Below are 25012 nucleotides of genomic sequence, written 5' to 3'. Positions count from 1 at the left end.
CCGGCCGCGCCAACGATGGCCGTGGTCACGCGCGGCGAAGCGGCGTACCAGGCGGCACGGCGGCAGCGCCGCGTCGCCACGCTTGTCGGGCTTACGGTCCTGCTCGCCTGCCTGCTGGCCTCCGCCTGGGTGAGCGAGGTCAGGCCGGCGACGCTGGCCGCGGGCCTGCCGCGCGCCGGCGAATACTTCGAAAAGCTGCTGCCGACGCTGCGCTGGGCGGCGATCTTCGCCGGCACCGAGACCGAGGGCAGCCTCGCCGCCTGGTTCTACCGGCTCGATTCCTGGGCCTGGCTGCTGTTCGAGACCGCCAACATGGCGGCACTCGCCACGCTGATGGGCGCCGCCGCCGGGCTGCTGCTGGCCTTCCCCGCGGCGCGCAACCTCGGCGCCGGAACGCTGGCGGTGCAGCTCGCGCGGCGGAGCATGGAGGCGATGCGGACGGTCCCCGAGATCGTCTTCGCGCTGATCCTGGTCTGGGCCTTCGGCGTCGGCCCGCTGGCCGGCATCCTGGCGATCGCCCTGCACACCGCCGGGGCCTGCGGCAAGCTCTTCGCCGAATCGATCGAGAATACCGGGCTCGGCGCCTGGGACGGCGTGCGCGCCGCGGGCGGCACCTGGCCGCATGCCTGCCGCTTCGCCATCCTGCCGCAGGTCGCGCCCAACCTGCTGAGCTACGCGCTGCTGCGCTTCGAGATCAACCTGCGCTCGGCCAGCGTCATCGGCTTCGTCGGCGGCGGCGGGATCGGCCAGGAGCTCTACACCGTCATCGCGCAGAATTATTATGAGGAGATCAGCGCCATCGTGCTGCTGATCCTGCTCGCCGTCGCCGGCATCGACCTGGTCTCGGAACGGCTGCGGCACGCCGTGATCGGCCGGCTGGCATGAGCGCGGCCGAGGTCGCCGCCTGGCGCGCGCGGCTGCCGGCCGCCTTCGGCGCCACGCCGCGGGTCCGGCTGCTGCGCGGCCTCGGCGCCGCGCTTTTCCTAGGCTGGCTCGGCTGGGCGCTGGCGGCCTTCGGCTTCACCCCGCGGCGGCTGTGGAACGGGCTGGAAGGCCTCGCCACCATCCTGCGCCTGATGGTGCCGCCCTCCCCCGGCGCGCAATGGGTCGAGATCCTGCAGGGGCTGGCGGAGAGCGTCGCCATGGCCTTCCTCGGCACCTGCGTCGCGGCGCTGCTGGCCGTGCCGCTCGGCTTCCTCGGCGCCGGCAACGTGGTGACGGCCTGGGCGCTGCGCTTTTCCGTCCGCCGGCTGTTCGACGGCTTCCGCGGCATCGACCAGCTGATCTGGGCACTGGCCTATGTGCGGGCGGTCGGGCTCGGGCCGCTGGCCGGGGTGCTGGCCATCGCCACCGCCGACATCGCCGTGCTGGCCAAGCTCTATGCCGAGGCGATCGAGAGCATCGAGCCGCGGCAGGTCGAAGGCGTCACGGCGGCGGGCGGCGGCTGGGCGGAGCGGCTCCGCTTCGGCGTGCTGCCGCAGGTGCTGCCGGTGATGCTGTCCCAGGCGCTGTACTTCTTCGAAAGCAACACGCGCTCGGCGGCGATCCTCGGCGTGGTCGGGGCGGGCGGGATCGGGCTGCAGATCTCGGAGCGCATCCGGGTGCGGGCCTGGGACGAGGTCGCCTTCATCATCCTGCTGATGGTGGTGATCGTCGCGGCGATCGACTGGGGCTCGGCCCGGCTGCGGAAACGGCTGATCGGCGGGTGAGGCGGAGGGGACGCCGTCCCCTCCACGCTTCCCCTGCCAAGGGCCGAAAGGCCCTTGGAGCCCGGGGGTCAGGCCAGATCCGGCCAGCGGTCGGCCCAGGGGCGGGCGGCTTCCCACTCCGCCGCCATCGCGCACAGCACTCCGTCCGCGCCGGATGGGCCGACGAGTTGGAAGCCGATCGGCAGACCGGCCTCGGAAGGCTGGCACGGCAGGGCGATGCCGGGCAGCCCGGCCAGGTTGGCGAAATTGGTGAAGATCGCATGGCCGCGCGGGCCTACGGCCAGGCCGTCGATCATCGGCGGCGCCACCTGCGCGGCCGGCCAGGGCAGCGCCGCGGCGGCCGGCGTCAGGATCAGGTCCCAGGCGCCGAAGAACCCCGCCATCCGCCGGCGGAAGGCGGCGATCCCGTCCACCGCGCCGAACAGCGCCTGCGGCGACAAGGCCCGGCCGGCCGCCGCCATCTCCCGCAGCATCGGCGCCTCGGGCTCGCCGCCCCGCCCGGCCAGCAGCCATGCAAGGCCGGCCTGGCCCACAGGGCCGAACAGCGCGTTCAGCTCCTCCAGCGTGAAAGGCGCTTCGCCCTGCTCGACATGGTGCCCCAGCCGGGCGAGCTGCGCCGCCGCGATGGCGGTGCTGGCGGCGATCTCCACATCCACCGGATTGCTGCCGAGCCGCGGGACGCAGAGGATGCGCTGGCGCGGCGCCCGCGGCGGCACGGCGAAGGGGGGCATGGCGCGGCAGGCGGGGTCGCGCGCATCCGGCGGGGACAGCAGCGCCAGGAATGCAGTCAGGTCGGCGCTGGTCCGGGCGATCGGGCCGATCTGCTCCAGGTCCAGCAGGATCGCCGGCAGCCCGTCGCAGCGCGGCACCCGGCCGATGGAGGGCTTCAACCCGACCAGCCCGGCATGGCTGGCCGGCCGGCGGATCGACCCGCCGCCATCGGTGCCGAGCGCCAGCGGCCCCAGCCCGGCCGCCACCGCCGCGACCGCGCCGCCGGAAGACCCGCCCGGCGTCAGCGCCAGGTTCCACGGGTTGCGCGTCACCCCGTAGACCGTGTTGTCGGTATAGCCCTGCAGGGTGAATTCCGGGACGTTGGTCTTGCCGAGGATGACCATCCCCGCTGCCCGGGCACGCGCTACCGGCAGTTCGTCCCGCTCCGGCACGAAGCCGCGGAAGATCGGGCTGCCCCAGACGCAGGGCAGGCCGGCGACGGCGATGTTGTCCTTTACCGTCAGGGCGACGCCATCCAGCGGGGACAGCGGCGTGCCGGCCCGCCAGCGTGCCTCGCTGGCGCGCGCCGCGGCGCGGGCACCGGCCTCGTCCAGCGCGACGATGGCGTTCAGCCGCGGGTTCAGCCGGGCGATCCGCGCCAGGATCGCCTCCAGCGCCTCGACCGGCGATAGCGCGCCGCGGGCGAAGCGGCCGGCAAGGGTGGTGGCCGACAGCAGGGCAGGGTCACTGGGCATGCGGGCCTCCGGTCGGTACGTCCCCCTCCCCCGTAGACGGGGGAGGATTGGGATAAGGGTGGATCGGGCGGCAAGACGCAGGCCGCCCTGGCTTTCCCCGGCGGTGCGGGACAAGCCTTCAGAAGAATCCGCGCAGCCGTGCCAGGCCCGCTGCCGCCTCGGCGGCCATCCGCGTGATCACCTCGCCCGCGCCCGGCACGTCGTCGAACAGCCCGACGCATTGCCCGGCCCAGACATAGCTGCCGTCCAGGTCGCCATCGTCCGTGCCGCGTGCATTCATGCCGCCTGCGATCATCGCCACGATCTCCGCCTGCGGCGCCCCGGCCGCCTCGGCGGCGAGGATGGCCTCGGCATGCGCACTCCGCAGCACGCGGCCGGGCATGCCCAGCGTCCGCTTGATGATCATGGTGTCGCCCGGCGCCGCCGCCGCCAGCGCGTGCTTGTAGGCGGCATGCGCCTGGGCCTCGGCGGTGGCGACGAAGCGGGTGCCCATCTCGACGCCCTCGGCCCCCAGGGCCAGCGCCGCCAGCAGCCCCGCCCCGGTGGCGATGCCGCCCGAGGCGAGGACGGGGATCTTCACCGCCGCCACGACGCGCGGGACCATGACCAGCGTGGTCTCGTCGGACCGGCCGATATGGCCGCCGCCCTCATAGCCCACGGTCGCCACCATGTCGGCGCCCACCGCCTCGGCCTTCTTCGCCAGTTCGGGCCCGGCGGTCAGCACCAGGGTCTTCGCCCCGGCCTCCTGGCAGCGGCGGATATAGGGGGCGGGGTTGCCGGCGGTCAGCGCGATGATGCCGACGCCTTCCTCCAGCGTCGCTTCCAGGCCCGGCCAGATATCCTGCCGGCCGATCGGGAAGTTCACCGCGAAGGGCAGCGCGGTCAGCGCCCGGCAGCGGCGGATTTCCGCGCGTAGCGCCGCGGGCCCGTCGAGCCCCGCCGAGGCGATCTGCCCCAGCCCGCCGGCATTGGACACGGCGGCGGCCAGCGGCGCGGTGGCGACGCGGGCCAGCCCACCCTGCACGATGGGATAGCGGATGCCGAGCAGGCGGGTGACGCGGGTCTCGATCTGCGGCGGCATGGGTCCCCCAGGGGCGAAGTCCGGGGGATGCTAGCCGCAGGAGGCCGCGCTGGGCAGCCGTCACGATGCCGCTGCCGCCTGGCCCCGGCCGTCGCCCTGGTCCTGGTCGCCAGCCAGCCTTTCGGCAAGGTGGTGCCGAAAGGCTGCCGCGGGCCACGAGGCTCCTCGCCGCGGTCGGTTCAGTGCAGCCGCCGCACCACGACCCCGGTGTCCCGCCCGGCCCAGCGCCGGCCCGCGGTCGGCACCGGCAGCCCGAGCCCCGCGGCGGTGCCAAGGCAGGCAGCATCGCCGAGCAAGAGCCCCTGCCGGCCCCAGGCGGGCAGCAGCACGCCGGTGCGGGCCGCCTGGGACGCGCTGAGGCCGACGCTCGGACGCGCCCCTTCATCAGGCCAAGCGGCGGCACGGGTGGGATCGAGCCAGACGGGGCCGGCCACTTCGGTCAGGTTCACCGCGCCGGTCGCCGCGCCGCATGGCAGGGGCTGCTGCCGCGCCATACCAGGCCGGTCAATCATCCCGCTCCGCATCGACTTCGGCCAGCCGGCGCCGCAGCCCCTGCCGCGCTCCGCGCAGCCGCCGCAGCAGGGATGGCGTGGCGATGCCATGCAACTCCTCCCCCGCCGCCCGCAGCAGGACCTGGCTGCCAGGCATCAGGCCCAGTTGCATCCGCAGCGCCTTCGGCACGGTGATCCGCCCCTTGGCATCCATCCGCGCCCGCAGCATCCGCGGCGCGTTCGGCAGCTTCGGCATTCCATCCACTTCCGATCCGAACGCCTCGGCTTACGCCGCGCCCGGGGCCGGATGCAACCACCCCGAACGCAGGAACGGCGCCCTGCGAGACAGGACGCCGTTCCAAACCACCGTTATGCCGGCGCGGATCAGGCCGCCTGGCTCTCCGACCGCTTCGCGTGCTTCTTGCGCTCATGCGGGTCGAGGTAGCGCTTGCGCAGCCGCACCGCGGCCGGCGTCACTTCGACAAGCTCATCGTCCTCGATATAGGCGATCGCCTGCTCCAGGCTCATCCGCCGCGGCGGGGTCAGCAGCAGCGCCTCGTCCTTGCCGGCGGCACGGATGTTGGTGAGCTTCTTTTCCTTGATCGGATTCACGTCGAGGTCGTTCTCGCGCGAATGCTCGCCGAGGATCATGCCCTCGTAGACCTTCACGCCCGGATCGACGAACAGCGTGCCGCGCTCCTGCAGGTAGAACAGCGCATACTGGATCGCCTCGCCCGGCTCGGACGAGATCAGGCTGCCGTTGCGGCGGCCGGGGATCACCCCGACCCAGGGGCGGTAGCCGAGGAACAGCCGGTTCATCAGCCCGGTGCCGCGGGTGTCGGTCATGAACTCGCCGTGGTAGCCGATCAGGCCGCGCGACGGCATCTCGAAGGTGATGCGGATCTTGCCGCCGCCGGACGGCCGCATGTCCTGCATCACGCCCTTGCGGATCGACAGCTTCTCGACGACCACGCCCGAATAGCCCTCGTCGACATCGACGAGCACTTCCTCGAAGGGCTCCTCGCGCTCGCCGGTCTCGGGGTTGATCTGGGTCAGCACGCGCGGCCGGCCGATCGTCAGCTCGAAGCCCTCGCGGCGCATCTGCTCGATCAGCACGCCGAGCTGCAGCTCGCCGCGGCCGGCGACCTCGAAGCTGTCGGCCTCCTGGCTGTCGGTCACCTTGATGGCGACGTTGCCTTCGATCTCCTTGTACAGCCGGTCGCGGATCTGCCGCGACGTCACCTTCTTGCCCTCGCGGCCGCCGAGCGGGCCGTCGTTGATGCGGAAGGTCATGGCCAGGGTCGGCGGGTCGACCGGGATGGCGTGCAGCGGCTCGGTCACCTCGGGCGCGCAGATGGTGTCCGGGATGGTGGCGTCGGACAGGCCGGCGATGGCGATGATGTCGCCCGCCTGCACCTCATCCACCGGCACGCGGTCGAGGCCGGAGAAGGTCATCAGCTTGGTCAGCCGCCCCGTCTCGACCACCGAGCCGTCCTGGCGCAGCACCTTCACCGGCATGTTGAGCCGGCCGATGCCCTGCTCGACCCGGCCGGTCAGGATGCGGCCGAGGAAGTTGTCGGCCTCGAGGATCGCGGCGTTCATCGCAAAGGGCTTGTCGAGCTCGACCTTCGGCGGCGGCACGTGGCTGAGGATCAGGTCGAACATGGGCGAGAGGTCCTTGCGGGCCCCTTCGAGCTCCATGTCGGCCCAGCCCTGGCGGCCGGAGGCGAACATGGTGTGGAAGTCGAGCTGCTCGTCGGTCGCGCCGAGGGCGGCGAACAGGTCGAAGACCTCGTTGTGGACCTCGTCCGGCCGGGCGTCCTGGCGATCGACCTTGTTGATGACCACGATCGGCCGGATGCCGCGGGCCAGCGCCTTGGTCAGCACGAACTTGGTCTGCGGCAGCGGGCCCTCGGCGGCGTCGCACAGCACGATCGCGCCATCGACCATCGACAGGATGCGCTCGACCTCGCCGCCGAAATCGGCGTGGCCGGGGGTGTCGACGATGTTGATCTTGACGCCCTTCCATTCCACCGCGGTGGACTTGGCGAGGATGGTGATGCCGCGCTCGCGCTCGAGGTCGTTGCGGTCCATCGCCCGTTCGGCGACATGCTGGTTCGGGCGGAAGGCGCCCGCCTGCTTGAGGAGGTTATCGACCAGCGTCGTCTTGCCATGGTCGACATGCGCGATGATCGCGACGTTGCGGATTTCCATAAAGGGCAGTCCCTGGGCGCCGCAACGCAGAACGACGCGGCCCGGTCGCAGGAGGCGACCGGGCACGTGCGGCGCAGGCAGGCGGCATGTTGCGGCGCACAGATAGTGGCTCGGCGCCGGAAAAGCGAGCCTTGAATGCCGCAGGGCAGCCGGAACCTGCGCGCGGGGCGGTCGCCCCGCCGCATGGAACGGCTACCCGCGATGCGGGGCCCGGGGGCCCCGCGCGCGTCGGCTCAGCGGCGCGGCTGCGTCCGTTCGCCCGGCATCACGCCGGTGCCGCCCGGTGCGGTCTGCATCGCCCCGGAGGAGGCGCTCGGGTCGGGACCGCCGCGGCCGCTGCTCGGAGCCAGCGGCACCGCCGCGCCCTGGGCCGGCTGCTGGCTGCGGCCCTGCATGTTCTGCGGCGTGCTGCCGAGGTTGCCGGCCGCCGGCGAGCCCGGGGTAGCAGCGGACAGACCACCCTGGCCGCTGCTGTCGGCCCCGCCGCCGCCGCCGCCGCCCTGGGCCAGGACGATGAAGCCGGAACGGTCAGACGCCTCGTTCAGATCGCCGACGCAATCAGCGAAGGCGGGCGTGGCGAGCAGCATGGTGCCAAGCGTGGCAGCGAGGAGTTCGGTTCGACGCATGGGGCTTTCTCTCATCCAGGTGCGGGGCCGGCCCGCCGTCTCCCCGTGAGCGGCCATGGCCGGATCCGAAACGCCAAGGACTTTTTCGCGTCCCCGTTGCGTTCCGGCCCGTGTTAACCCAACACGATGGAGACCGGCCGGTTCCCCGTGCCGGCAACGACCAGCGCCTTGATGTCGCCCTGCGGCCGGGCGCCGAAATGCGAGATCACCTCGGCTGCCGCCGCCGATCCCCAGCGGCCGCACTCCGGCAGCGGCAGCCCCTGGGTGTGGGCCGCCAGGAAGCCCGCGGCATAGGCATCGCCGGCGCCGGTGGTGTCCACCACCTTGGTCGGCACCGCGGCGACCTCGTGCCGCGCCGCCCCGGCGACGATGGTGCTGCCCGCGGCGCTGCGGGTCAGCGCGGCCAGCGCCACCTCGCCACGGACCAGATCGACCGCCGCCTCGAATTCGTCGGTCTCGTACAGCGCCAGGAGCTCGCTTTCGTTGGCGAAGAGGATATCGACCTCCTCCCGCACCAGCGCGCGGAAGGCTTCGCGGTGGCGGCCGACGCAGAAGGCGTCCGACAGGGAGAGCGCGACCTGGCGGCCGTGCGCATGCGCGATGCGGGCGGCCTCGCGGAAGGCGGCCTGCGCCGCCGGCGGGTCGAACAGGTAGCCTTCCATGTAGAGCACCTTGGCGCGGGCAACCTCGGCTGCGTCCACGTCGGCGGCGGAGAAATGCACGCAGGCGCCGAGGAAGGTGTTCATCGTCCGTTGCGCGTCGGGCGTCACCAGGATCAGGCAGCGGGCGGTCGGTGCGCCCTGCGTCAGGGGTGCGGTCGGGAAATGCACGCCGGCGGCACGGATGTCGTGCGCGAAGACCCGGCCGAGCTGGTCGTCCGCCACCTTGCCGAGGAAGCCCACCCGGGCGCCGAGCGCCGCGGCGACCGCGCAGGTATTGCCGGCCGAGCCGCCCGAGCTCTCGGTCCCCGGCCCCATGGCGGCATAGAGCGCCTCCGCCTCCTCCGGCCCGACCAGGCGCATGGCGCCCTTGGTCAGGTCATGGGCGTCGAGGAAACTGTCCTCGGCGCGGGCCAGGACGTCGACGATGGCGTTGCCGATGCCGAGAATATCGAGGGTGGGCTCGCTCATGTCGGTCGCGACCTCATGGGGCTGGCGGGCGTTGCGGGCAGGATGCGGACCGGATAGCCCCCGCTCCGCGGGGCGGCAACCGGACGCCCCACCATGGGATGGACCGATGCTCGCTGCCTGCATGCTGACATTGCGTCAGCTGCCCGACCCCGCCTTCCTCGGACCGCTGCTCAAGGGGTTCCTCGGCGCCGTCGCGGTCTTCCTCGGGCTGTCCGCCCTCGCCGCCTGGGGCACCGCGGGGCTGGCCGGTGGCGAGGGCTGGCTGGCGACCGCGGCAGCGGCTTTCGGCGGCCTGCTGACCCTGGGCCTGGCCTTCTGGCTGTTCGTCCCGGCGATGCTGGCGATCGCCGGGCTGTTCCTCGACCCGGTGGCGGCGGCGGTGGAGCGGCGTTTCTATCCGGCCCTGCCGCCGGCAGAGGGTGCCGGGCTCGCCGCGCAGACCGCCTTCAACCTGCGCTTTGGCCTGCAGGTCGCCGCCTTCTCGCTGCTCGCCTTGCCGCTCGCCTTGCTGGCGCCGCCCTTCGGCGCGGTCGCGCTCTGGCTCATCGGCACCGTCGCCCTGGGGCACGGCCTGTTCGAGGGGGTGGCGCAGCGGCGCATGCCGGTGTCCGAATCGCGGGCGCTGCGACGCCGCCGCGAGGCGCCAGTCCTGGCGCTCGGCGCCCTGCTTTCGGCGCTATCTTTTGTTCCATTGGTTAACCTGCTGGTTCCGGTTTTCGGCACCGCCGCCATGACCCACCTGCTGCATCGCGGCTAAGGCGGAATATCCCGCAAAATCCTCGCAGGAATGCGATGTCGCCGTTGTGCGTGCGCGAGCCCGCATGGTAGCCCGGTCGCATTGTGCGACACGTCGCGCGGGACCATCCGCCGCATTGTCCGCCGCACCGCTCTGAAGGGGGGACAGCATGGCCATCTTCGGCCGTAAACGTGACGATGGGCCGGCCGCGCCGGCCGCCGATCCCGAACCGGCGGCAATTCCCGCCGCCCGGGATTCCGATTTCGGCGTGCCGCCATTCCGCCCAGCATCGAAGGACGCGCCCACCATGTCCCTGGCTCCGAAGCCGACCGCCACCCCCGCCGCGCCGAATGTCGGCATCCGGCCCGCCCCGGTCGGGGTCCCGGCCCGGCCGACCGCCCGCATCGATCCCGGCGAGCGCCGGACCCTCGTGGTCGGGCGCGGCATCAGCCTGCAGGGCACCGTCGCCGATGCCGAACGCCTGGTGGTCGAGGGCACGGTCGAGAGCCAGATGATCCAGGCCAGCGAGCTCTTCGTTGCCCAGTCCGGCATCTTCAAGGGCGAGATGCAGGTCGAGGACGCCGAGATCGCCGGCCTGTTCGACGGCACCATCACCGCCCGCAACAGCCTGGTGATCCGCGCCAGCGGCAAGGTCAACGGCATCGCCCGCTGCCGCAAGCTGTCCGTCGAGGAAGGCGGCCAGGTCTCCGGCCGCATGGAGATGCTGACCGAGGCGCAGGCCTCCGCCACCACGGCACCGCGCCCGGCCACCCCGGCCCCGGTGATGCCGGCGCCCGCCGACGCCTGAGCCCTTGCCCGCCGCCGGGTGACCGGCGGCGGGCGTCCACCCTTGGCCCCGGGCCCGCCGCGGCGGCACCCGTTCCGGAGACCGCGCGGCCATGGCGCCCCGCCTCCGCCTCCTGCTGCTGCTGCTGCCCGCCGGCTGCGCCGCGCCGGGCGAGCGGGAAGCCGTCGCCATGCGGGCGGCGCTGGAAAGCGGCCAGGCCAGCCTGGCGGCGGTTGCGCCGCCGGCATCGCCGGCCGTGCCCCTGGTCCTGGTCGGCGGCGCGGCACGCCCGCTGCCGCAGCAGCCCATCCCGCGGCACGAACGCCCGCCGACCGCTGCCCGGTTCGACGCGGCCGGCACCCGCCCGGCGAGCGCCGCCGAACTGCTCGGCGCCGGGCCGGAGACGCTACGCCGCTGGCTGGGCGAGCCGGTGCTGCGCCGGCCGGAGGGCGGCGCCGAGGTCTGGCTCTATGCCGGGGCGGGCTGCGCGCTCGACGTCATCCTCTATCCCGCGGGCCATGGCTTGTCGGTGGCGCATGCCGCGGCCCGGGCGCAGGGCGCCGAGCCGCGCACCGAGGCCGCCTGCCTGGGCGAGATCGCCGCGGCGCAGGACGGGCACCGGGTCCCGGCGTCGGGTGGCCCGGCGGTGCGGGTAGCCGACCAGGGCATCTGAGCCGCGGCCCGCGACCCCGGCCTTTCCCGGCGCGATCAGCTGCCGCCACGCATCGAAGGCCGGACTGGCGAGGGGCCCATGCATCCCGCCCCGGCATGCGGCGCTTTGGCGCTGGACGAAAGCCGCCCCGCACCCCCTATCGCACACACCCTCCCAGCCTTGGGCCCTCATCCTTGATCCTTTACCTCGACGTCTTCGTGCCACCCTTCGGCCTGCTGCTGCTCGGCGCCCTGCTGCGCCGGCACCTGCTGCGGGACGATACGGTCTGGGCGGGGATCGAGCGCCTGGTCTTCTGGGTGCTGATGCCGGCGCTGCTGTGTTCGGCGATCGGCGCGGTCGACCTGGCGACCCTGCCGATCGGCGGGATGGCCATTGCCATCTGGCTGGCGCTGCTCGGCGGGGCGGGGCTCAGCCTGGCCCTGGCCTGGGCGGCCGGGATCGACCACCCGGCGCGGACCTCGGTCTTCCAGGGCGGCGTCCGCTTCAACAACCTGATGGGCTTCGCCGTGATGGCCGGGCTGTTCGGCGCCGCCGGGACCTCGCTCGGCGCGGTCGCCACCGGGCTGATCGTGCCCTTCGTCCAGCTGATGACCACGCTGGTCTTCGCCCTCGGCGGCGGCCGCGGCTTCTCGCCGGGCCGGGCGGCGCGGCAACTGGCGCTGAACCCGCTCCTGCTGGGCTGCCTCGCCGGCTTCGCCGTCTCGCTGGCCGGCGGGTTGCCGCCGGGGATCGCGCCGCTGGGGCGCGCGCTCGGCCAGGCCTCGGTGGCACTGGGCCTGCTCTGCGTCGGCGCCGCGCTGTCGCTGGGGGCGATGCGGGACCGGCTGCCGCTGCAGCTCGCCACCTGCGTCATCAAGCTGGTGCTGGTACCGGCCATGGTGCTGCTGCTCGGCCGCGCCTTGGGGCTGGAACCGCTGGCCCTGTCCGCGGCGCTGGTCTTCATGGCGCTGCCGACGGCGACGACCAGCTATGTGATGGCCCGCGCGATGGGCGGCGACGCGCCGCTGATGGCGGCGTTGACCACGCTGGAGCATCTGGTGGCGATCCTGACCCTGCCGCTGTGGATCCTGTTGCTGGGGTCGTGACGAGACCCTCATCTTTCCGGTAGATGCTGGGCAGAGAGGCGGAGCGGATGCCATGCTGGGACGGCGCGGGATTGTGGCAGGGATCGGGGCGGCGGCGCTGTCCGGCGCGACGGGCGCGCAGGCCCAGGGCGGCACGGCATCGTGGCCGGACCGGCCGCTGCGCTGGATCGTCGGCTACCCGCCGGGCGGCGCCAGCGACACCTTCGCGCGCCTGATCGGCAGCCACATGGCCAGGACGCTCGGCCAGAACATGGTGGTGGAAAACCGTCCCGGCGGCGGCGCGGTGGTCGCCAGCGAGGCGGTCGTCCGCAGCGCGCCGGACGGCTACACGATGCTGCATGTCGACAACGGCATCCTGGTCTACAACCCGGCGCTCTATGCCCGGCTGCCCTTCGACCCGGACAAGGACCTCCAGGGCGTCGGCTTCATCGGCCGCTTCCCGCTGTTCATCGTGGTCCGCCCCGACCATCCGGTGAAGGACTTCGCCGACTTCGTCGCGCAATCGAAGCTGAAGGCGCCGAATTACGGCTCGCCCGCCGTCGCCTCGCCGCATCACCTGGCGATGGAGATGGTCAAGCGCCGCACCGGGCTGGACGCGGTGCACGTGCCCTATCGCGGCGGGCCGGCGGCGATGCAGGACCTGCTGGCGGGCAACGTGGACAGCGTGGTGATCGACTGCGCCACCGGCATCCCCTTCATCACCGGCGGTCGCGTGAAGACGTTGTGTGTCTTCTCCGAGGCGCGCAGCCCACGCGCGCCGGAGGTGCCGACGCTCCGCGAGCTCGGCTTCGACAGGGCCGTCGCCTATGGCTGGCAGGGCATGAGCATCCCCTCCGCGGTGCCGGCACCGCTGGTGGCGAAGCTGGCCGAGGCGCTGCAGGCCGGCGTCGCCGCGCCCGACGTGCAGGACCGCTACAAGACGCTCGGCATCGAGAGCGCGCCGCTGAGCCCGGCCGAATTCCAGGCCTTCGTCGCGCGCGAGAATGCCGAATGGCGGCCGTTGATCCGCGAGCTGGGGATCCGGCTGGACGGCTGATGCCGCCCGTGCTGCAGCGCCTGCGCGCCGCTTGGCGCCACCGCGGCCGGTCCGGGCGGGAAGCGGCGATGCTGCGCTGGAACGTCAAGGCGCTGGGCTCGGCGCTGGCGATGCAGGCCTATGCGGCGCGGCAGGGCGGCCCGCCGATGCCGGCCGCCCCGGTGCCGGCCGGAATCGGCAGCCGTGCCTGCTGCCAGGCGGATATCGAGAGCCCCTGGCTGCACCACTGGTGCGGCCGGCTGGGGCTCGCCCCGCTGTACCACCGCAAGGTCTGGGAAGACGCCTGGGTGGTGCAGATGCTGTGGGAGGCCGGGATGCTGGCTCCCGGCCGCCGGGGCCTGGGCTTCGCGGTCGGGACCGAGGCGCTGCCGGCGCTGTTCGCCGCCGAGGGCGCCGAGATCCTGGCGACCGACCTGGCGGCGGAGGACGCCAAGGCGGAAGTCTGGCGCGACACCGCGCAGCATGCCGCCGGGCTCGATGCGCTCTACCGCCCCGCCTTGCTGTCGCGGACGGCGTTCGACACCCGGGTCCGCTTCCGCCCGGTCGACATGAACGCGCTGCCGCCCGACCTGGCCGATGGCGGCTTCGACTTCCTCTGGTCGGTCTGCGCGGTCGAGCATCTGGGCTCGATCGAGGCGACGCTGGATTTTTTGCTGCGGGCGATGCGCTGCCTGAAGCCGGGCGGCATCGCCGTGCACACGACCGAATACAACCTGGTGGCGGAGGGCCCGACGATCGAGGCCGGCACCACGGTGCTGCTGCAGGACCGCCATCTCGCGGCGCTGGCGGCGCGCGCCGCGGCGGCAGGGCATGCCCTGCTGCCGCGCCTGGCCCAGCCGCCGCCCAGCCCGCTCGACCTCTATGTCGACCTGCCGCCCTACCAGACGCTGGCGGAACGGGCGCGGGGCACGGTGGAGCCGCCGCATCTGCGGATGGCGCATGCGGGCTACCAGGTGACGTCGCTGGGGCTGGTGCTGCGGGCGGGGGGCTGAGACGCCAGCAAGGCCAGGGAGGACGTATCTTCCCTGGACCCACCTCCATTTCTCTGAGTTGGCACCTACCGCGCGGCAGGTGCCAGGCCCACAGAAGGGAAGGTTGGGGAGGGAATACCTTTGCCTCCCCAACCTTCCTTTCCTGGCCTACGGCCCGCCGATGCCATGCAGCCGGGCGGCATCGCCGAAGACCAGCAGCTGGTCCTCCCCATCCGTCGCCGCGAGCACCGCGGCGATCGAGCTGGGCAGCACGCCATGCGCGCTGTCGAGCCGGTGCACCGCGCCGTAGATCCCCAACAATTCGGCCAGCACCGCGGCACCGTCATAGGGGCGGGCATGGTTGAACTCGAGGATCAGAAGCGGCCGGTCGCGCCGCAGCATCGCCGCCATGCCGCGCAGGATCGCGTCCTCCGCCCCCTCGGCGTCGATCTTCACCAGGTCGATCCGCGGCCAGGCTTCGGCCAGGCTGTCGAAGGCCAGCACCGGCACCTCCACCACCGCGGCGTGGGCGGCGAAATGGCCCGCCGCGGCGCCGGCGACCAGCGCGGCGTTCTTCGGCTCGTTGTGCGGGATGGCGAGGAAGCCGGTGCCGTCGCTGCCGTCGCCGAGCGCCACCGCCATGACCTCGGCGCGCGGGCCATAGCCGTTCACGTCGAGGCTGGCCTGCAGCAGCCGCGCCACCGCGGGGTTGGGCTCGATCGCCAGGACGCGGCCCCGCGGCCCGGCCAGGTCGGCCATCAGCAGCGCGTAGTAGCCGAGATTGGCGCCGACATCGACGCAGGCCATGCCCGGCCGCACCGCGCGGGCGATCAGCCGGGTGAGCCAGATCTCCCAGTAGCCGTCGAGCAGCAGGTGGCTGCCGAGGCCGCGGTCGCGGGTGTCGACGAACATCTTGTAGCGGCCGAGCACGCGGCAGAGCGCTTGGCTGTCGCCCAGATAGACCGCACCGGTGAGGCTGCGCACGCGGCATTCCAGCACGTAGCGCGGGTCGCTGCGGATCTGGCCCAGATGCACGAGGCCGCCGGGCGGCGTGCGCCGCGCACCGAAGCCATGCCGCCACCACAGGCTGCGGAGGATCTGCGCCAGACGGGCCAGCATCGCGCCTATATCCGTCCCGCTTCGCCGTCAGCCATCCGCGCCGCCTATCACGCGCCCGCCAGGGGAGCAAACCAACGGCCCGCTGCCGCCGGCCCAGGCTGCCGCGGGACGGGTTGACGCTTCACCAAGAACGCGGCGGGGAAGATGGTCTTCACAAGGCGATCATGGCCGCGGCACGGCGAGGGAGGCCGTAACCGTTCCATAATCCCGTGGCGTTATGCGGCGGTCATCCCAGAGCCACAGGATCAAGCCGCCTATGCTGCAGCGCCTCCTCGACCGGCTTCGCCGCTGGGTCCTCTACCGGCCGGAACGGCGCTACATGCGCGGCCGCTAGCCACCTCATCCATAATTCACTTTTACGCGATCAACCGTTCCACGCCACCGTCAGGGGGCCAGTGCATCCTGCACCCATTGCTCGCCAACCGCCGGCAGCATGTTCCAGGCCGCATCGGCGGAGACATGGGTGACGAACAGTTGGGTCACCGCCCGCATCGGCACCGGCAAGGTCCGGACCAGGTGATCGCGCAGATAGGCCGGTGAAACGCCGGTTTCCGCCAGGGTTGCACTTTTCGAGACCTGCCAGTGCTCCGGGGCGATCTGAAAAATCGATTCGAAGAAGCGTTTTTCGTCATCCGCTTCGAGCGCTGAGAGGTCGTGCAGGATCAGGCTGAGCGGCATGCAGGTCCCCGTGGTCAGGCCGGGAGATCACCGGCCGTATGCAGATGGACAATGGCAATATCGCCTGCGCTTGCAACAGCCTCCGCGACCAGCGTGCGATGGCACTGTCGTGGATCCGCCTCCAGGCAAAGCAGGCAGAGCCGTGCCGCCGGCGCTTCCGCGGCGAGCGCCGCGACCGCCGCCTGCGCCTCGGTGCCGGCCAGCCGGGCACCGAAGATCCGCTTCATCTCGCCGGTCCGGCCGGCCTTCGCCGCGGCGCGGCCCTCCGGCGGGGTGCCGAGCGCGCGGACATGGCGGTAGCCGATGCCGGCCCGCGCCAATGCCTCCGACAGCGCCCGCTTGGCGAAGCCGGGGCGGCGACTGTTCGGCAGTTCCCGCACATCGACCAGGGTGGTGACGCCGGCCGCGCGCAGGGTCTCGATCAGCCGGTCCGGCGTCGCCCCCTCGTAGCCGATGGTGAAGAGGGAGCTCTCCGAGCTGGCAGAAGCGGCCGATTCACGCCCCGGGCCCGAAGACGGCCCGGGACGATCGGACGCTGTCATGGCGCGGCCGATTCACGCCCCGGGCCGGAAGACGGCCCGGGACGATCGGACGCTGTCACCGCGCGGCCGATTCACGCCCCGGGCCCGAAGACGGCCCGGGACGATCGGACGCTGTCACCGCGCGATCGCCGCATGCGCGGCCAGGCAGGCCATGTCGAGCAGCTGGGTGACGCTGGCATCGACGGGGACGATCTGTACCGGCTTCGACAGCCCCATCAGCAGCGGCCCGATCGCCGTGCCGCTGGTCAGGCGGGGGACCGACTTGGTCAGGATATGCGCGGCATGCAGCCCGGGCATCACCAGCACGTTGGCCGCGCCGGTCAGCCGGCAGAAGGGGTAAAGGTGCGCCCGCAGCGCCGGGTCCAGCGCCACGTCGGCCGCCATCTCGCCGTCGTACTCGAAATCCACCTGCCGCTGGTCCAGCAGCTTCACCGCCTCGCGGATACTGCCGGGGATCGAGCCCTTGGGGTCGCCGAAGGTCGAGAAGGACAGGAAGGCGACGCGCGGCTCATGCCCCAGCCGGCGCGCCGCGGCCGCCGACTGGATGGCGATCTCGGCCAGCGTCGCCGCGTCCGGGCGCTCGTGGATCGCCGTGTCGGCGACGAAGACGGTGCCGGAGACGCGGGCCAGCAGCAGGGTCAGGCCGAACATGACCCCGCCCGGCGCCGGGTCGATGACCGAGGTGATCCCCTCCAGCGCCACCGAATAGCTGCGGGTCACGCCGGTGACGATGGCATCCGCGTCGCCCAGCGCCACCATGCAGGCGGCGAAGACGTTGCGGTCCTGGTTGACCAGCCGCTGGCAGTCGCGGAACAGGAAGCCGTGCCGCTGCTGCTTCTCGTACAGATATTCGGCGAAGCGGCGGTTGCTGTCCGAATTCCGCGCGTTGCGGATGACGATGCCGTCCGGCAGCGGCACGCCGATGCCGCGCATCGTCGCCTGGATGCGGTCCTCCCGCCCCACCAGCACCGCGGTGCCGTAGCCGGCATTGTGGAAGGCGATGGCGGCGCGGATCACCTTCTCCTCCTCGCCCTCGGCGAAGACCACGGTGCGCGGATTGGCGCGCACCCGTTCGGTGATCAGCTCCAGCGCGTTCGCCGTCGCATCCAGCCGCCCGGTCAGGCTGCGGGCATAGCGCGGCAGGTCGGTGATCGGCCGGCGGGCGACGCCGCTCTCGATCGCGGCCTTGGCCACCGCGACCGGCACGCGGGAGATCAGCCGCGGGTCGAAGGCGTTGGGGATGATGTATTCGGGGCCGAAGCGCAGCGACTTGCCGGCGCCGGCGGTGTTCACCTCCTCCGGCACGTCCTCCCGCGCCAGCAGGGCCAGGGCGCGGGCGGCGGCGATCTTCATCGCGTCGTTGATCGTGCTGGCACGGACGTCGAGCGCGCCGCGGAAGATGAAGGGGAAGCCGAGGACATTGTTGACCTGGTTCGGATAGTCCGACCGGCCGGTGGCGATGATGCAGTCGGGGCGGACCGCCTTGGCCTCCTCCGGCGTGATCTCCGGGTCCGGGTTCGCCATGGCGAAGAGGATCGGCTTGTCGGCCATGGCGCGGATCATGTCCTGCGTCACCGCGCCCTTGGCCGAGAGGCCGAAGAAGACGTCGGCGCCGTCCAGCGCCTCGGTCAGGGTGCGGGCGCGGGTCTCGACCGCATGGGCCGATTTCCACTGGTTCATGCCCTCGGCGCGGCCCCGCCAGAGCACGCCCTTGGTGTCGCACATGATGATGTTCTCGGGCCGCATGCCCATGGCCCGCAGCAGCTCGGCGCAGGCCACCGCGGCGGCGCCGGCGCCGTTGATCACCAGCTTGGTCGCGGCCAGGTCGCGCCCGGTCAGGTGCGCCGCGTTGATCAGCCCGGCGGCGGCGACGATGGCGGTGCCGTGCTGGTCGTCGTGGAAGACCGGGATGTCCATCAGCTCGCGCAGGCGCTGCTCGATGATGAAGCACTCCGGCGCCTTGATGTCCTCGAGGTTGATCCCGCCGAAGGACGGCCCGAGGTAGCGCACCGCGTTTACGAAGGCGTCGGCATCCTCGGTGTCGATGCAGAGATCGATGCCGTCGACATCGGCGAAGCGCTTGAATAGGGCGACCTTGCCCTCCATCACCGGCTTCGACGCCAGCGCGCCGAGATTGCCGAGCCCCAGCACCGCGGTGCCGTTCGAGATGACGGCGACGAAATTGCCCTTCGCCGTGTAGTCGTAGGCCAGGCTCGGGTCGCGGTGGATGTGCAGGCAGGGCTCGGCCACGCCGGGGGAGTAGGCCAGGGACAGGTCGCGCGCGGTGATCAGCGGCTTGGTGAGGCGGATTTCCAGCTTGCCCGGGCGGCCCTCGGCATGCAGCGCCAGCGCTTCCTCGGGCGTGACGCGGGCGGTGCGGCCATCGACGAGCGCGCCGGCGAGCCCGGCCTTCGGTAGATCGTCCATCTCAACTGGTCCCTTCGCGCGCCTGCCGAGGGGGCCTGTTGTTTGGCCTCCCCTCCCTTGTCCGTCATTTACGCCGCTGCGGGGCCTGCCGTGAAGTCGCTGGCTTCGCGGCTGCGAAGGTTCGGTGAAGGTTCGGTCGCGGAAAAGCCGCGGTCGGGCGACCGTCCTCCGAAACGGTGGGACTGCCGCCGCCCCCGCGAACGGGCTACAGACCGGCATGGACCAGGCCTCCGCTCCCGCCGCCCGCGTGCTGACCGCCGAAGGCGCCTCCCCCGCCATGGCGCAGTGGTTCGCGCTGAAGTCGGCGCATCCGGACGCCATCCTGTTCTTTCGCATGGGCGACTTCTTCGAGATGTTCTTCGCCGATGCCGAGGCGGCGGCGGAGGCGCTCGACATCGCGCTGACCTACCGGGGCGAGCACCAGGGCACCCGGGTGCCGATGTGCGGCGTGCCGGTGCATAGCCACGAAAGCTACCTGGCCCGGCTGATCCGCCGCGGCTTCCGCGTCGCCATCGCCGAGCAGATGGAGACGCCCGAGGAAGCCAAGCGCCGGAAGGCCCCGGCCGTCCGGCGCGATGTCGTGCGGCTGGTCACCCCGGGGACGGTCACCGAGGAGACGCTGCTGGAGGCCTCGCGGCCGGCCTGGCTGCTGGCCCTCGCCCCGGATGGCGACCGGCTGGGCGCCGCCTGGCTCGACCTCTCGACCGGCGCCTTCGAGACCGAGGCCCTGGCGCCCGGGGACCTGCCCGCCCTGCTGGCCCGGCTGGAGCCGGCCGAGATGCTGGCCCCCGCCACGCTCGCCTTGCCCGGCGCGGTCGAGGCCGGCGTGCCGCGCGACGGCGCCCGCCGGCTGGCCGAGGCCTATGGCGTCGCCACCCTGGACGGCTTCGGCAGCTTCTCCGCCGGCGAGGCCGCCGCGGCCGCCATGGCGCTCGACTATGTCCGCGCCACCCAGAAGGCCGAGTCCGGCCGCACCCTGGCCCACCTGACCCGCCCGGTGCCGCGCGGCGGCCGCGGCGTGCTGCAGATGGATGCGGCGACCCGGCGGAGCCTCGAGATCCTGCGCAGCGAGCGCGGCGGCCTGAAGGACTGCCTGCTCGCCGCCGTCGATCGCACGGTGACCGCGGCCGGGGCCAGGCTGCTGGCCGACCGGCTCGGCTGCCCGCTGGCCGAGCCGGGCCCGATCGCCGCCCGGCACGACGCGGTCGCCGCCCTGCTGGCCGACCCGGCGCTGCGGGCGCGCATCCGGGCCAGCCTGAAGGGCGCGCCGGACATGGCGCGCGCGCTCGGCCGCCTGGCGCTCGACCGCTTCGCCCCGCGCGACCTGGCGGCGATCCGCGACGGGCTGGGCCGGGCGGCGGCCATCGCCGCGGCGCTGGAACGGCCGGAGGGGCTGGCCGCCATCCCGCCCCTGCTGGCCGACAGCGCCCGGGCGCTGCGTCCGGCCGAGGACCCGGCCCCCGCATTGGGCCGGGCGCTGGCCGAGACGCTGCCCGCCCGGCTCGACGACCCGGGGATCGTGGCGGCGGGCTATGACGGCCAGCTCGACGCCTTGCGGCGGCTGCGGGACGATGCCCGCGGCGCCATCGCCGCGCTGCAGCTGGATCTCGCCCAGGCCTGGGGCGTCGCCAGCCTGAAGGTCCGCCACCATCAGCAATTCGGCTATCTCGCCGAACTGCCGCCGGCCCCGGCCGAGACCCTGCTGCGCAACCCGCCGCCCAGGGCGACCGGCGACTTCGCGCCGATCCACCGCCAGACCATGGCCAACGGCGTCCGCTTCACCTGCGCCGCGCTGGCCGCGCTCGACCGCCGGCTGTCGGAGGCGGCCGAGGAGGCCGCGCGGCGGGAGAAGGCCATCGCCCGCCACCTGCGCGGCCTCTGCCTTGCCGCCGCCCCCGGCATCGCCGATGCGGCCGAGGCACTGGCCGAGATCGACCTGCATGCCGCCACCGCCGAACTGGCCAATGCGGGCGGCTGGTGCCGGCCGGACCTCACCGAGCGGGCGGATTTCTGCATCGCGGCCGGCCGCCACCCGGTGGTCGCCGCGGCGCTGACCCGCAGCCGCGGCCCGGCCTTCGTGCCGAACGACTGCGACCTTTCGCCGGGGCGGCGGATCTGCCTGCTGACCGGGCCGAACATGGCCGGCAAGTCTACCTTCCTGCGGCAGAACGCCCTGCTGGTGGTGCTCGCCCAGGCCGGGTTGTTCGTGCCGGCCGAGAGCGCCCGGCTCGGCCTGGTCGATCGCCTGTTCTCCCGCGTCGGGGCCTCCGACGACCTGGCCGGCGGGCGGTCCACCTTCATGGTCGAGATGGCGGAGACCGCCGCCATCCTGAACCTGGCCGGCCCACGGTCCCTGGTGGTGCTGGACGAGGTCGGCCGCGGCACCGCCACCTGGGACGGGCTGGCGATCGCCTGGGCGGCGCTGGAGGCGCTGCACGACCGCACCCGCTGCCGCACCATCTTCGCCACCCATTTCCACGAACTCACCGCCCTGGCCGGCAAGCTGCCGGAGATGACGCCCGCCACCATGCGGGTGCGCGAATGGAAGGGCGAGGTGGTCTTCCTGCACGCCGTCGGCCCCGGCACGGCGGAGCGCAGCTGGGGCCTGCATGTCGCCAAGCTGGCCGGGGTGCCGCGCGCGGTGCTGACCCGGGCCGCCCAGGTCCTCGCCTCGCTCGAGGAGCGCGCCCGCGGGCTCGACCCGCTGTCCGACGAGTTGCCGCTGTTCGCCCGCCCGGCCGCGCCGGCCCCCGGCCTGCACCCGGCGCTGGACGCCCTGGCGGCGCTCGACCCCGACGCGCTCTCCCCGCGGGAGGCGCAGGAGGCGCTTTATCGGCTGAAAACCTTGTTGGATGGTGCTGTCCCCGGCGGCTGACTGGGGGTATTCTGGTGGGAATGACCGCAGCCGCCGCTTTTCCCGCCCGGGCCAACGCCCAGCGCCACCCTGCGCTGGCCGAGATGCCGGCCGTCATCCCCGACCTGATCGCCGAGCTGTCCGGCGAAGCCGGCGGCGGCCCGATCCGCCGGGAAGATGCGTTGGACCTGCTCCGCCGCCATCTCGGGCGCATCCAGTCCACCGTGCAGGACGGGTTCGAGGCGCATGAGCTCTCCGGCCTCGCCGCCGCCCGCTGGCTGGCGGCGCTGAGCGACGGGCTGATGACTGCCATCCACCACTATGCCCTGGCGATGGTCCCGCCGCGCGGCGCGGCGGAGGCGGCGGAAGCGCCCTTCGCCCTGGTCGCCACCGGCGGCTATGGCCGCGGCGTGCTGGCGCCCTATTCCGACATCGACCTGCTCTTCCTCACCGACCAGGCGGCCGGGCCGCGGTCGCAGCGGGTGGTGGAGTTCGTCCTCTATCTGCTCTGGGACCTTGGCCTGAAGGTCGGCCACGCCACGCGCTCGATCCGCGACTGCATGGACGAGAGCGCCAAGGACGCGACCATCCTGACCGCCCTGGTCGATGCCCGCTTCCTCGCCGGGGAGAAGCCGGTCTACGAGCGTTTCACCGAGGTCTTCACCCGCACCCGGCAGCAGCGTGGCCTCGGTCACTTCCTCGCCGCCAAGCGGGCGGAACGCGCCGGGCGGCATGCGCGCTACGGCGACAGTCCCTATTTGGTCGAGCCCAACATCAAGGAAGGCCGCGGCGGCCTGCGCGACCTGCAGACCCTGTACTGGCTGGCACGCTACGCCTTCGGCACCCAGCGGATGCCCGACCTGGTAGGGCCGGACAGCCCCGGCGGCGGGTTGCTGAGCGAGCACGAGGCGCGCGCCATAAGGCGATCCTGGGACTTCCTCTGGACCGTCCGCTTCCACCTGCACTACGTCGCCGGCCGGGCGGAGGACCGGCTGACCTTCGACTTCCAGCCGGTGGTCGGCGCCCGCATGGGCTATACGCCGCGCGGCCGGCAGGACGGCGTCGAGCGCTTCATGAAGCACCTGTTCCTGACGGTGCGCGACGTGCTGCGGCTGACCCGGGTGCTGGAGCCGGCGATCGAGCGCGCGGCGCTCGGCCCCCCCGCCACAAGGCGGCAGGGCGATGCGGCGCTGGCCGAAGCTGGCCTGGCCTTTGCCGACGGCAAGCTGGTGGCGGCGCCGCCGAACCGCGACTTCTCCCGCGAGCCGATCCTGATGCTGCGGATCCTCAAGGCGGCGCGGGACCGCAAGCTGGAAATCCACCCGCTGGCCATCCGGGCGCTGATCCGCAACGCCCACCACGCCGCCAGCCTGCGCGGGACCGACGAGGCGAACAGCCTCTTCCTCGACCTGCTGACCGGCCGCGACGCCGCCACCTGGCTGCGGCTGATGAACGAGACGGGGTTCCTCTCCCGCTTCATCCCCGACTGGGCGCGCATCGTCGGGCTGATGCAGTTCGACACCTACCATGTCTACACGGTGGACGAGCACACGATCGAGGCGATCGGCGTGCTGCAGCAGATCGAGCGCGGCGACCTGGGCGAGGCCGCTCCCGTCGCCTCCGAGCTCATCGGCCAATTGCAGTCGCGCCGCGCGCTCTACATGGCGACGCTGCTGCACGACGTCGCCAAGGGCCGCGGCGGCGACCATTCGGAACTCGGCGCCCGCATCGCCACCGAGATCGGCCCCAAGCTGGGCCTGACGCCGGAGGAGACCGAGACCGTCTCCTGGCTCGTGCTGCACCACCTGCTGGTCAGCCAGACCGCCTTCAAGCGCGACATCGAGGACCCCAAGACCATCCTCGACATCGCCGACCTGGTGCAGTCGCCCGAACGCCTGCGGCTGCTGCTGGTGCTGACGGTCTGCGACATGCGGGCGGTCGGGCCGAAGGTCTGGAACGGCTGGAAGGCGACCCTGCTGCGCGAGGTCTACTGGCGCGTCGCGGAAGTCCTGGCCGGCGGGCTCTCGGTGCCGGAACGCGACGTGCGCGTCGCGCGCGCCCGCGACGCGGCGGCGGCCATGCTGGCCGGCTGGTCGAACGAGGACCGGCAGAAATTCCTCACGCTCGGCTATCCCGGCTACTGGCTCTCCTTTGATGCCGAGACCCACGCCCGCCACGCGACGCTGATCCGGGAAGCGGATTCGACCAAGGCGCCGCTCACGGTGAAGACGCGGGTGCTGGAATCCCGCGCGGTGACCGAGATCACCGTCTATGCCGCCGACCATCCCGGCCTGTTCAGCCGCATCGCCGGTGCCCTTGCCGTCGCCGGCGCCAGCATCGTCGATGCCCGCATCCACACTTTGACCAACGGCATGGCGCTCGACACCTTCTGGGTGCAGGACGCCTCCGGCGGCGCCTTCGACCAGCCGCACCGCCTGGCGCGCCTCGCGGTGCTGATCGAGCAGGCGCTGTCCGGCCGGCTGCGGCTGCGCGACGAGATCAGGAAGGTGCGGCGGGAGCCCGCCCGGCTGCGCGCGGTCACCGTGCCGCCACGGGTGGTCTTCGACAACCATGCCTCCAACAGCCACACGGTCATTGAGGTCAATGGCCGCGACCGGCCAGGCCTGCTGCACGACGTGACCGCGGCGATCAGCGACCAGGGGCTGCAGATCGCCTCGGCCCACATCACCACCTACGGCGTGCGGGCGGTGGACGTCTTCTACGTCAAGGACGTCTTCGGCCTGAAGGTCGAGAACGAGCGCAAGCTCGGCGCGCTGCGGGTGGCGATGGAGGCGGCGCTCGCGCCGCCGGGCGAGGGTGGCGGCGCGGTGATGCCGGCCCCGCGGGCCGCCGCCGAAAGGGCGTGATCCCCAGCCGGCCTGGCGCGTTGCACGGGGGACCGGAGCGGATCGGCGAAGGGCGGCATCGCCCACAGACGTGAATCCGCTCCGCCAGCCGCTTCCGGAGCAAGGCCATGGCCGAAAAACCCAATATGCGCCCCGACCAGTCGAAAAATCCGGGCGAGGATTACGCCCTGACCACCGCCGGCAACGATGGGCCGGACGGCCCCGCCCCGCTGCCGCGCGATGCACGGCCGGAATCGGCCTATCCGAAGGCCGAGCGCGAGGTCGGGGTGAACCGCAAGGACGCGGCGGCGCCTTCGGGTCCGGTCAACATCAAGGTCAAGGACAACAAGCCGGACGACAGCGGACCGCAGGCGGCGGGCCAGACCGAGGACCGGGCGACAGGCGGCGGCAGCCGCGACGCATCCGGCCTGCCGGACGCATGATGCCTCGCCCCTAGGGCGGCGGGCGGGTGCCGCCCCGGCGCACCCGCCGCAGGCGTGCGGCGACGGTGGCTTGCGTTCGCAAGCGAGCGCGGCACCGC

Annotated in this window: 22 protein-coding genes; 11 read left to right on the top strand and 11 right to left on the bottom strand. The window is 72.8% G+C overall.

Annotated features, from left to right (window positions below):
- Positions 1 to 15: 15 nt before the first annotated feature.
- Positions 16 to 885: a phosphonate ABC transporter, permease protein PhnE gene (gene phnE / locus ACFQS7_RS13170; RefSeq protein WP_380067536.1), complete on the top strand. Its 870-nt coding sequence runs from the start codon at positions 16 to 18 to the stop codon at positions 883 to 885.
- The gene (phnE, locus tag ACFQS7_RS13165) at positions 882 to 1709 is read left to right on the top strand and encodes a phosphonate ABC transporter, permease protein PhnE (protein WP_380067535.1); all 828 of its coding nucleotides are present in this window, start codon (positions 882 to 884) and stop codon (positions 1707 to 1709) included. Before phnE (ACFQS7_RS13170) ends, phnE (ACFQS7_RS13165) begins: the two co-directional genes overlap by 4 nt.
- 68 nt (positions 1710 to 1777) lie before the next feature.
- Here phnE (ACFQS7_RS13165) and ACFQS7_RS13160 read toward each other — a convergent pair whose 3' ends face one another.
- The 7 genes from ACFQS7_RS13160 to ACFQS7_RS13130 all read right to left on the bottom strand — a co-directional run bounded on the left by ACFQS7_RS13160 (position 1778) and on the right by ACFQS7_RS13130 (position 8717).
- Entirely contained in the window at positions 1778 to 3175 is a 1398-nt protein-coding gene (locus ACFQS7_RS13160; protein ID WP_380067534.1) for an amidase, read from the bottom strand.
- 118 nt (positions 3176 to 3293) lie between these two features.
- Positions 3294 to 4256, bottom strand: a complete 963-nt coding sequence (locus tag ACFQS7_RS13155) for an NAD(P)H-dependent flavin oxidoreductase (RefSeq protein WP_380067533.1) — start codon at positions 4254 to 4256, stop codon at positions 3294 to 3296.
- Between the two features lie 179 nt (positions 4257 to 4435).
- Positions 4436 to 4750, bottom strand: a complete 315-nt coding sequence (locus ACFQS7_RS13150) for a hypothetical protein (RefSeq protein ID WP_380067532.1) — start codon at positions 4748 to 4750, stop codon at positions 4436 to 4438.
- A gap of 10 nt (positions 4751 to 4760) precedes the next feature.
- The gene (locus ACFQS7_RS13145) at positions 4761 to 5003 is read right to left on the bottom strand and encodes an AbrB/MazE/SpoVT family DNA-binding domain-containing protein (RefSeq protein ID WP_380067531.1); all 243 of its coding nucleotides are present in this window, start codon (positions 5001 to 5003) and stop codon (positions 4761 to 4763) included.
- A gap of 128 nt (positions 5004 to 5131) precedes the next feature.
- Entirely contained in the window at positions 5132 to 6961 is a 1830-nt protein-coding gene (typA, locus tag ACFQS7_RS13140) for a translational GTPase TypA (RefSeq protein ID WP_380067530.1), read from the bottom strand.
- Positions 6962 to 7194: 233 nt separating this feature from the next.
- Positions 7195 to 7587 (bottom strand): hypothetical protein, encoded by a 393-nt coding sequence (locus tag ACFQS7_RS13135; RefSeq protein ID WP_380067529.1) that lies wholly within the window; start codon positions 7585 to 7587, stop codon positions 7195 to 7197.
- A 113-nt stretch (positions 7588 to 7700) separates the two neighbouring features.
- On the bottom strand, positions 7701 to 8717 hold the full coding sequence (locus tag ACFQS7_RS13130; protein ID WP_380067528.1) for an adenosine kinase: 1017 nt from the start codon (positions 8715 to 8717) through the stop codon (positions 7701 to 7703).
- Positions 8718 to 8823: 106 nt separating this feature from the next.
- Between ACFQS7_RS13130 and ACFQS7_RS13125 the strand changes: the two genes are divergently transcribed.
- The 6 genes from ACFQS7_RS13125 (at position 8824) to ACFQS7_RS13100 (ending at position 14026) form a co-directional block, all read left to right on the top strand.
- Positions 8824 to 9474: an EI24 domain-containing protein gene (locus ACFQS7_RS13125; protein ID WP_380067527.1), complete on the top strand. Its 651-nt coding sequence runs from the start codon at positions 8824 to 8826 to the stop codon at positions 9472 to 9474.
- Between the two features lie 286 nt (positions 9475 to 9760).
- Positions 9761 to 10261 carry a polymer-forming cytoskeletal protein gene (locus tag ACFQS7_RS13120; RefSeq protein ID WP_380067526.1) on the top strand — a complete coding sequence of 167 codons (501 nt, stop codon included), beginning with the start codon at positions 9761 to 9763 and terminating at the stop codon, positions 10259 to 10261.
- Positions 10262 to 10352: 91 nt separating this feature from the next.
- The gene (locus ACFQS7_RS13115; RefSeq protein WP_380067525.1) at positions 10353 to 10913 is read left to right on the top strand and encodes a hypothetical protein; all 561 of its coding nucleotides are present in this window, start codon (positions 10353 to 10355) and stop codon (positions 10911 to 10913) included.
- Positions 10914 to 11086: 173 nt separating this feature from the next.
- A complete protein-coding gene (locus ACFQS7_RS13110; protein ID WP_380067524.1) occupies positions 11087 to 11998 on the top strand; it encodes an AEC family transporter in 912 nt (303 codons plus the stop codon).
- Positions 11999 to 12050: 52 nt separating this feature from the next.
- The gene (locus tag ACFQS7_RS13105; RefSeq protein WP_380067523.1) at positions 12051 to 13034 is read left to right on the top strand and encodes a Bug family tripartite tricarboxylate transporter substrate binding protein; all 984 of its coding nucleotides are present in this window, start codon (positions 12051 to 12053) and stop codon (positions 13032 to 13034) included.
- A complete protein-coding gene (locus tag ACFQS7_RS13100; RefSeq protein ID WP_380067522.1) occupies positions 13034 to 14026 on the top strand; it encodes an SAM-dependent methyltransferase in 993 nt (330 codons plus the stop codon). The genes ACFQS7_RS13105 and ACFQS7_RS13100 overlap by 1 nt, the downstream gene beginning before the upstream one ends.
- A gap of 147 nt (positions 14027 to 14173) precedes the next feature.
- Here ACFQS7_RS13100 and ACFQS7_RS13095 read toward each other — a convergent pair whose 3' ends face one another.
- The 4 genes from ACFQS7_RS13095 to ACFQS7_RS13080 all read right to left on the bottom strand — a co-directional run bounded on the left by ACFQS7_RS13095 (position 14174) and on the right by ACFQS7_RS13080 (position 18771).
- Positions 14174 to 15124, bottom strand: coding sequence for an FkbM family methyltransferase (locus ACFQS7_RS13095; protein ID WP_380067521.1), 951 nt, complete (start codon positions 15122 to 15124; stop codon positions 14174 to 14176).
- A 384-nt stretch (positions 15125 to 15508) separates the two neighbouring features.
- Positions 15509 to 15802 carry a hypothetical protein gene (locus ACFQS7_RS13090; protein WP_380067520.1) on the bottom strand — a complete coding sequence of 98 codons (294 nt, stop codon included), beginning with the start codon at positions 15800 to 15802 and terminating at the stop codon, positions 15509 to 15511.
- Positions 15803 to 15816: 14 nt separating this feature from the next.
- Positions 15817 to 16344 (bottom strand): DUF488 family protein, encoded by a 528-nt coding sequence (locus ACFQS7_RS13085; RefSeq protein ID WP_380067519.1) that lies wholly within the window; start codon positions 16342 to 16344, stop codon positions 15817 to 15819.
- A gap of 114 nt (positions 16345 to 16458) precedes the next feature.
- A complete protein-coding gene (locus ACFQS7_RS13080; protein WP_380067518.1) occupies positions 16459 to 18771 on the bottom strand; it encodes an NADP-dependent malic enzyme in 2313 nt (770 codons plus the stop codon).
- A gap of 217 nt (positions 18772 to 18988) precedes the next feature.
- Here ACFQS7_RS13080 and mutS point away from each other — a divergent pair, with 217 nt between their 5' ends.
- The 3 genes from mutS (at position 18989) to ACFQS7_RS13065 (ending at position 24914) form a co-directional block, all read left to right on the top strand.
- Positions 18989 to 21646: a DNA mismatch repair protein MutS gene (gene mutS, locus ACFQS7_RS13075; protein WP_380067517.1), complete on the top strand. Its 2658-nt coding sequence runs from the start codon at positions 18989 to 18991 to the stop codon at positions 21644 to 21646.
- 20 nt (positions 21647 to 21666) lie between these two features.
- A complete protein-coding gene (locus ACFQS7_RS13070) occupies positions 21667 to 24492 on the top strand; it encodes a [protein-PII] uridylyltransferase (RefSeq protein WP_380067516.1) in 2826 nt (941 codons plus the stop codon).
- A gap of 107 nt (positions 24493 to 24599) precedes the next feature.
- Positions 24600 to 24914 carry a hypothetical protein gene (locus tag ACFQS7_RS13065; protein WP_380067515.1) on the top strand — a complete coding sequence of 105 codons (315 nt, stop codon included), beginning with the start codon at positions 24600 to 24602 and terminating at the stop codon, positions 24912 to 24914.
- Positions 24915 to 25012: the final 98 nt, after the last annotated feature.

Source organism: Dankookia sp. GCM10030260 (assembly GCF_042666655.1).
Classification (GTDB): domain Bacteria; phylum Pseudomonadota; class Alphaproteobacteria; order Acetobacterales; family Acetobacteraceae; genus Paracraurococcus.
Note: the sequence above shows the minus strand (reverse complement) of the source record. Positions and strands in the feature narration are given on the sequence as shown.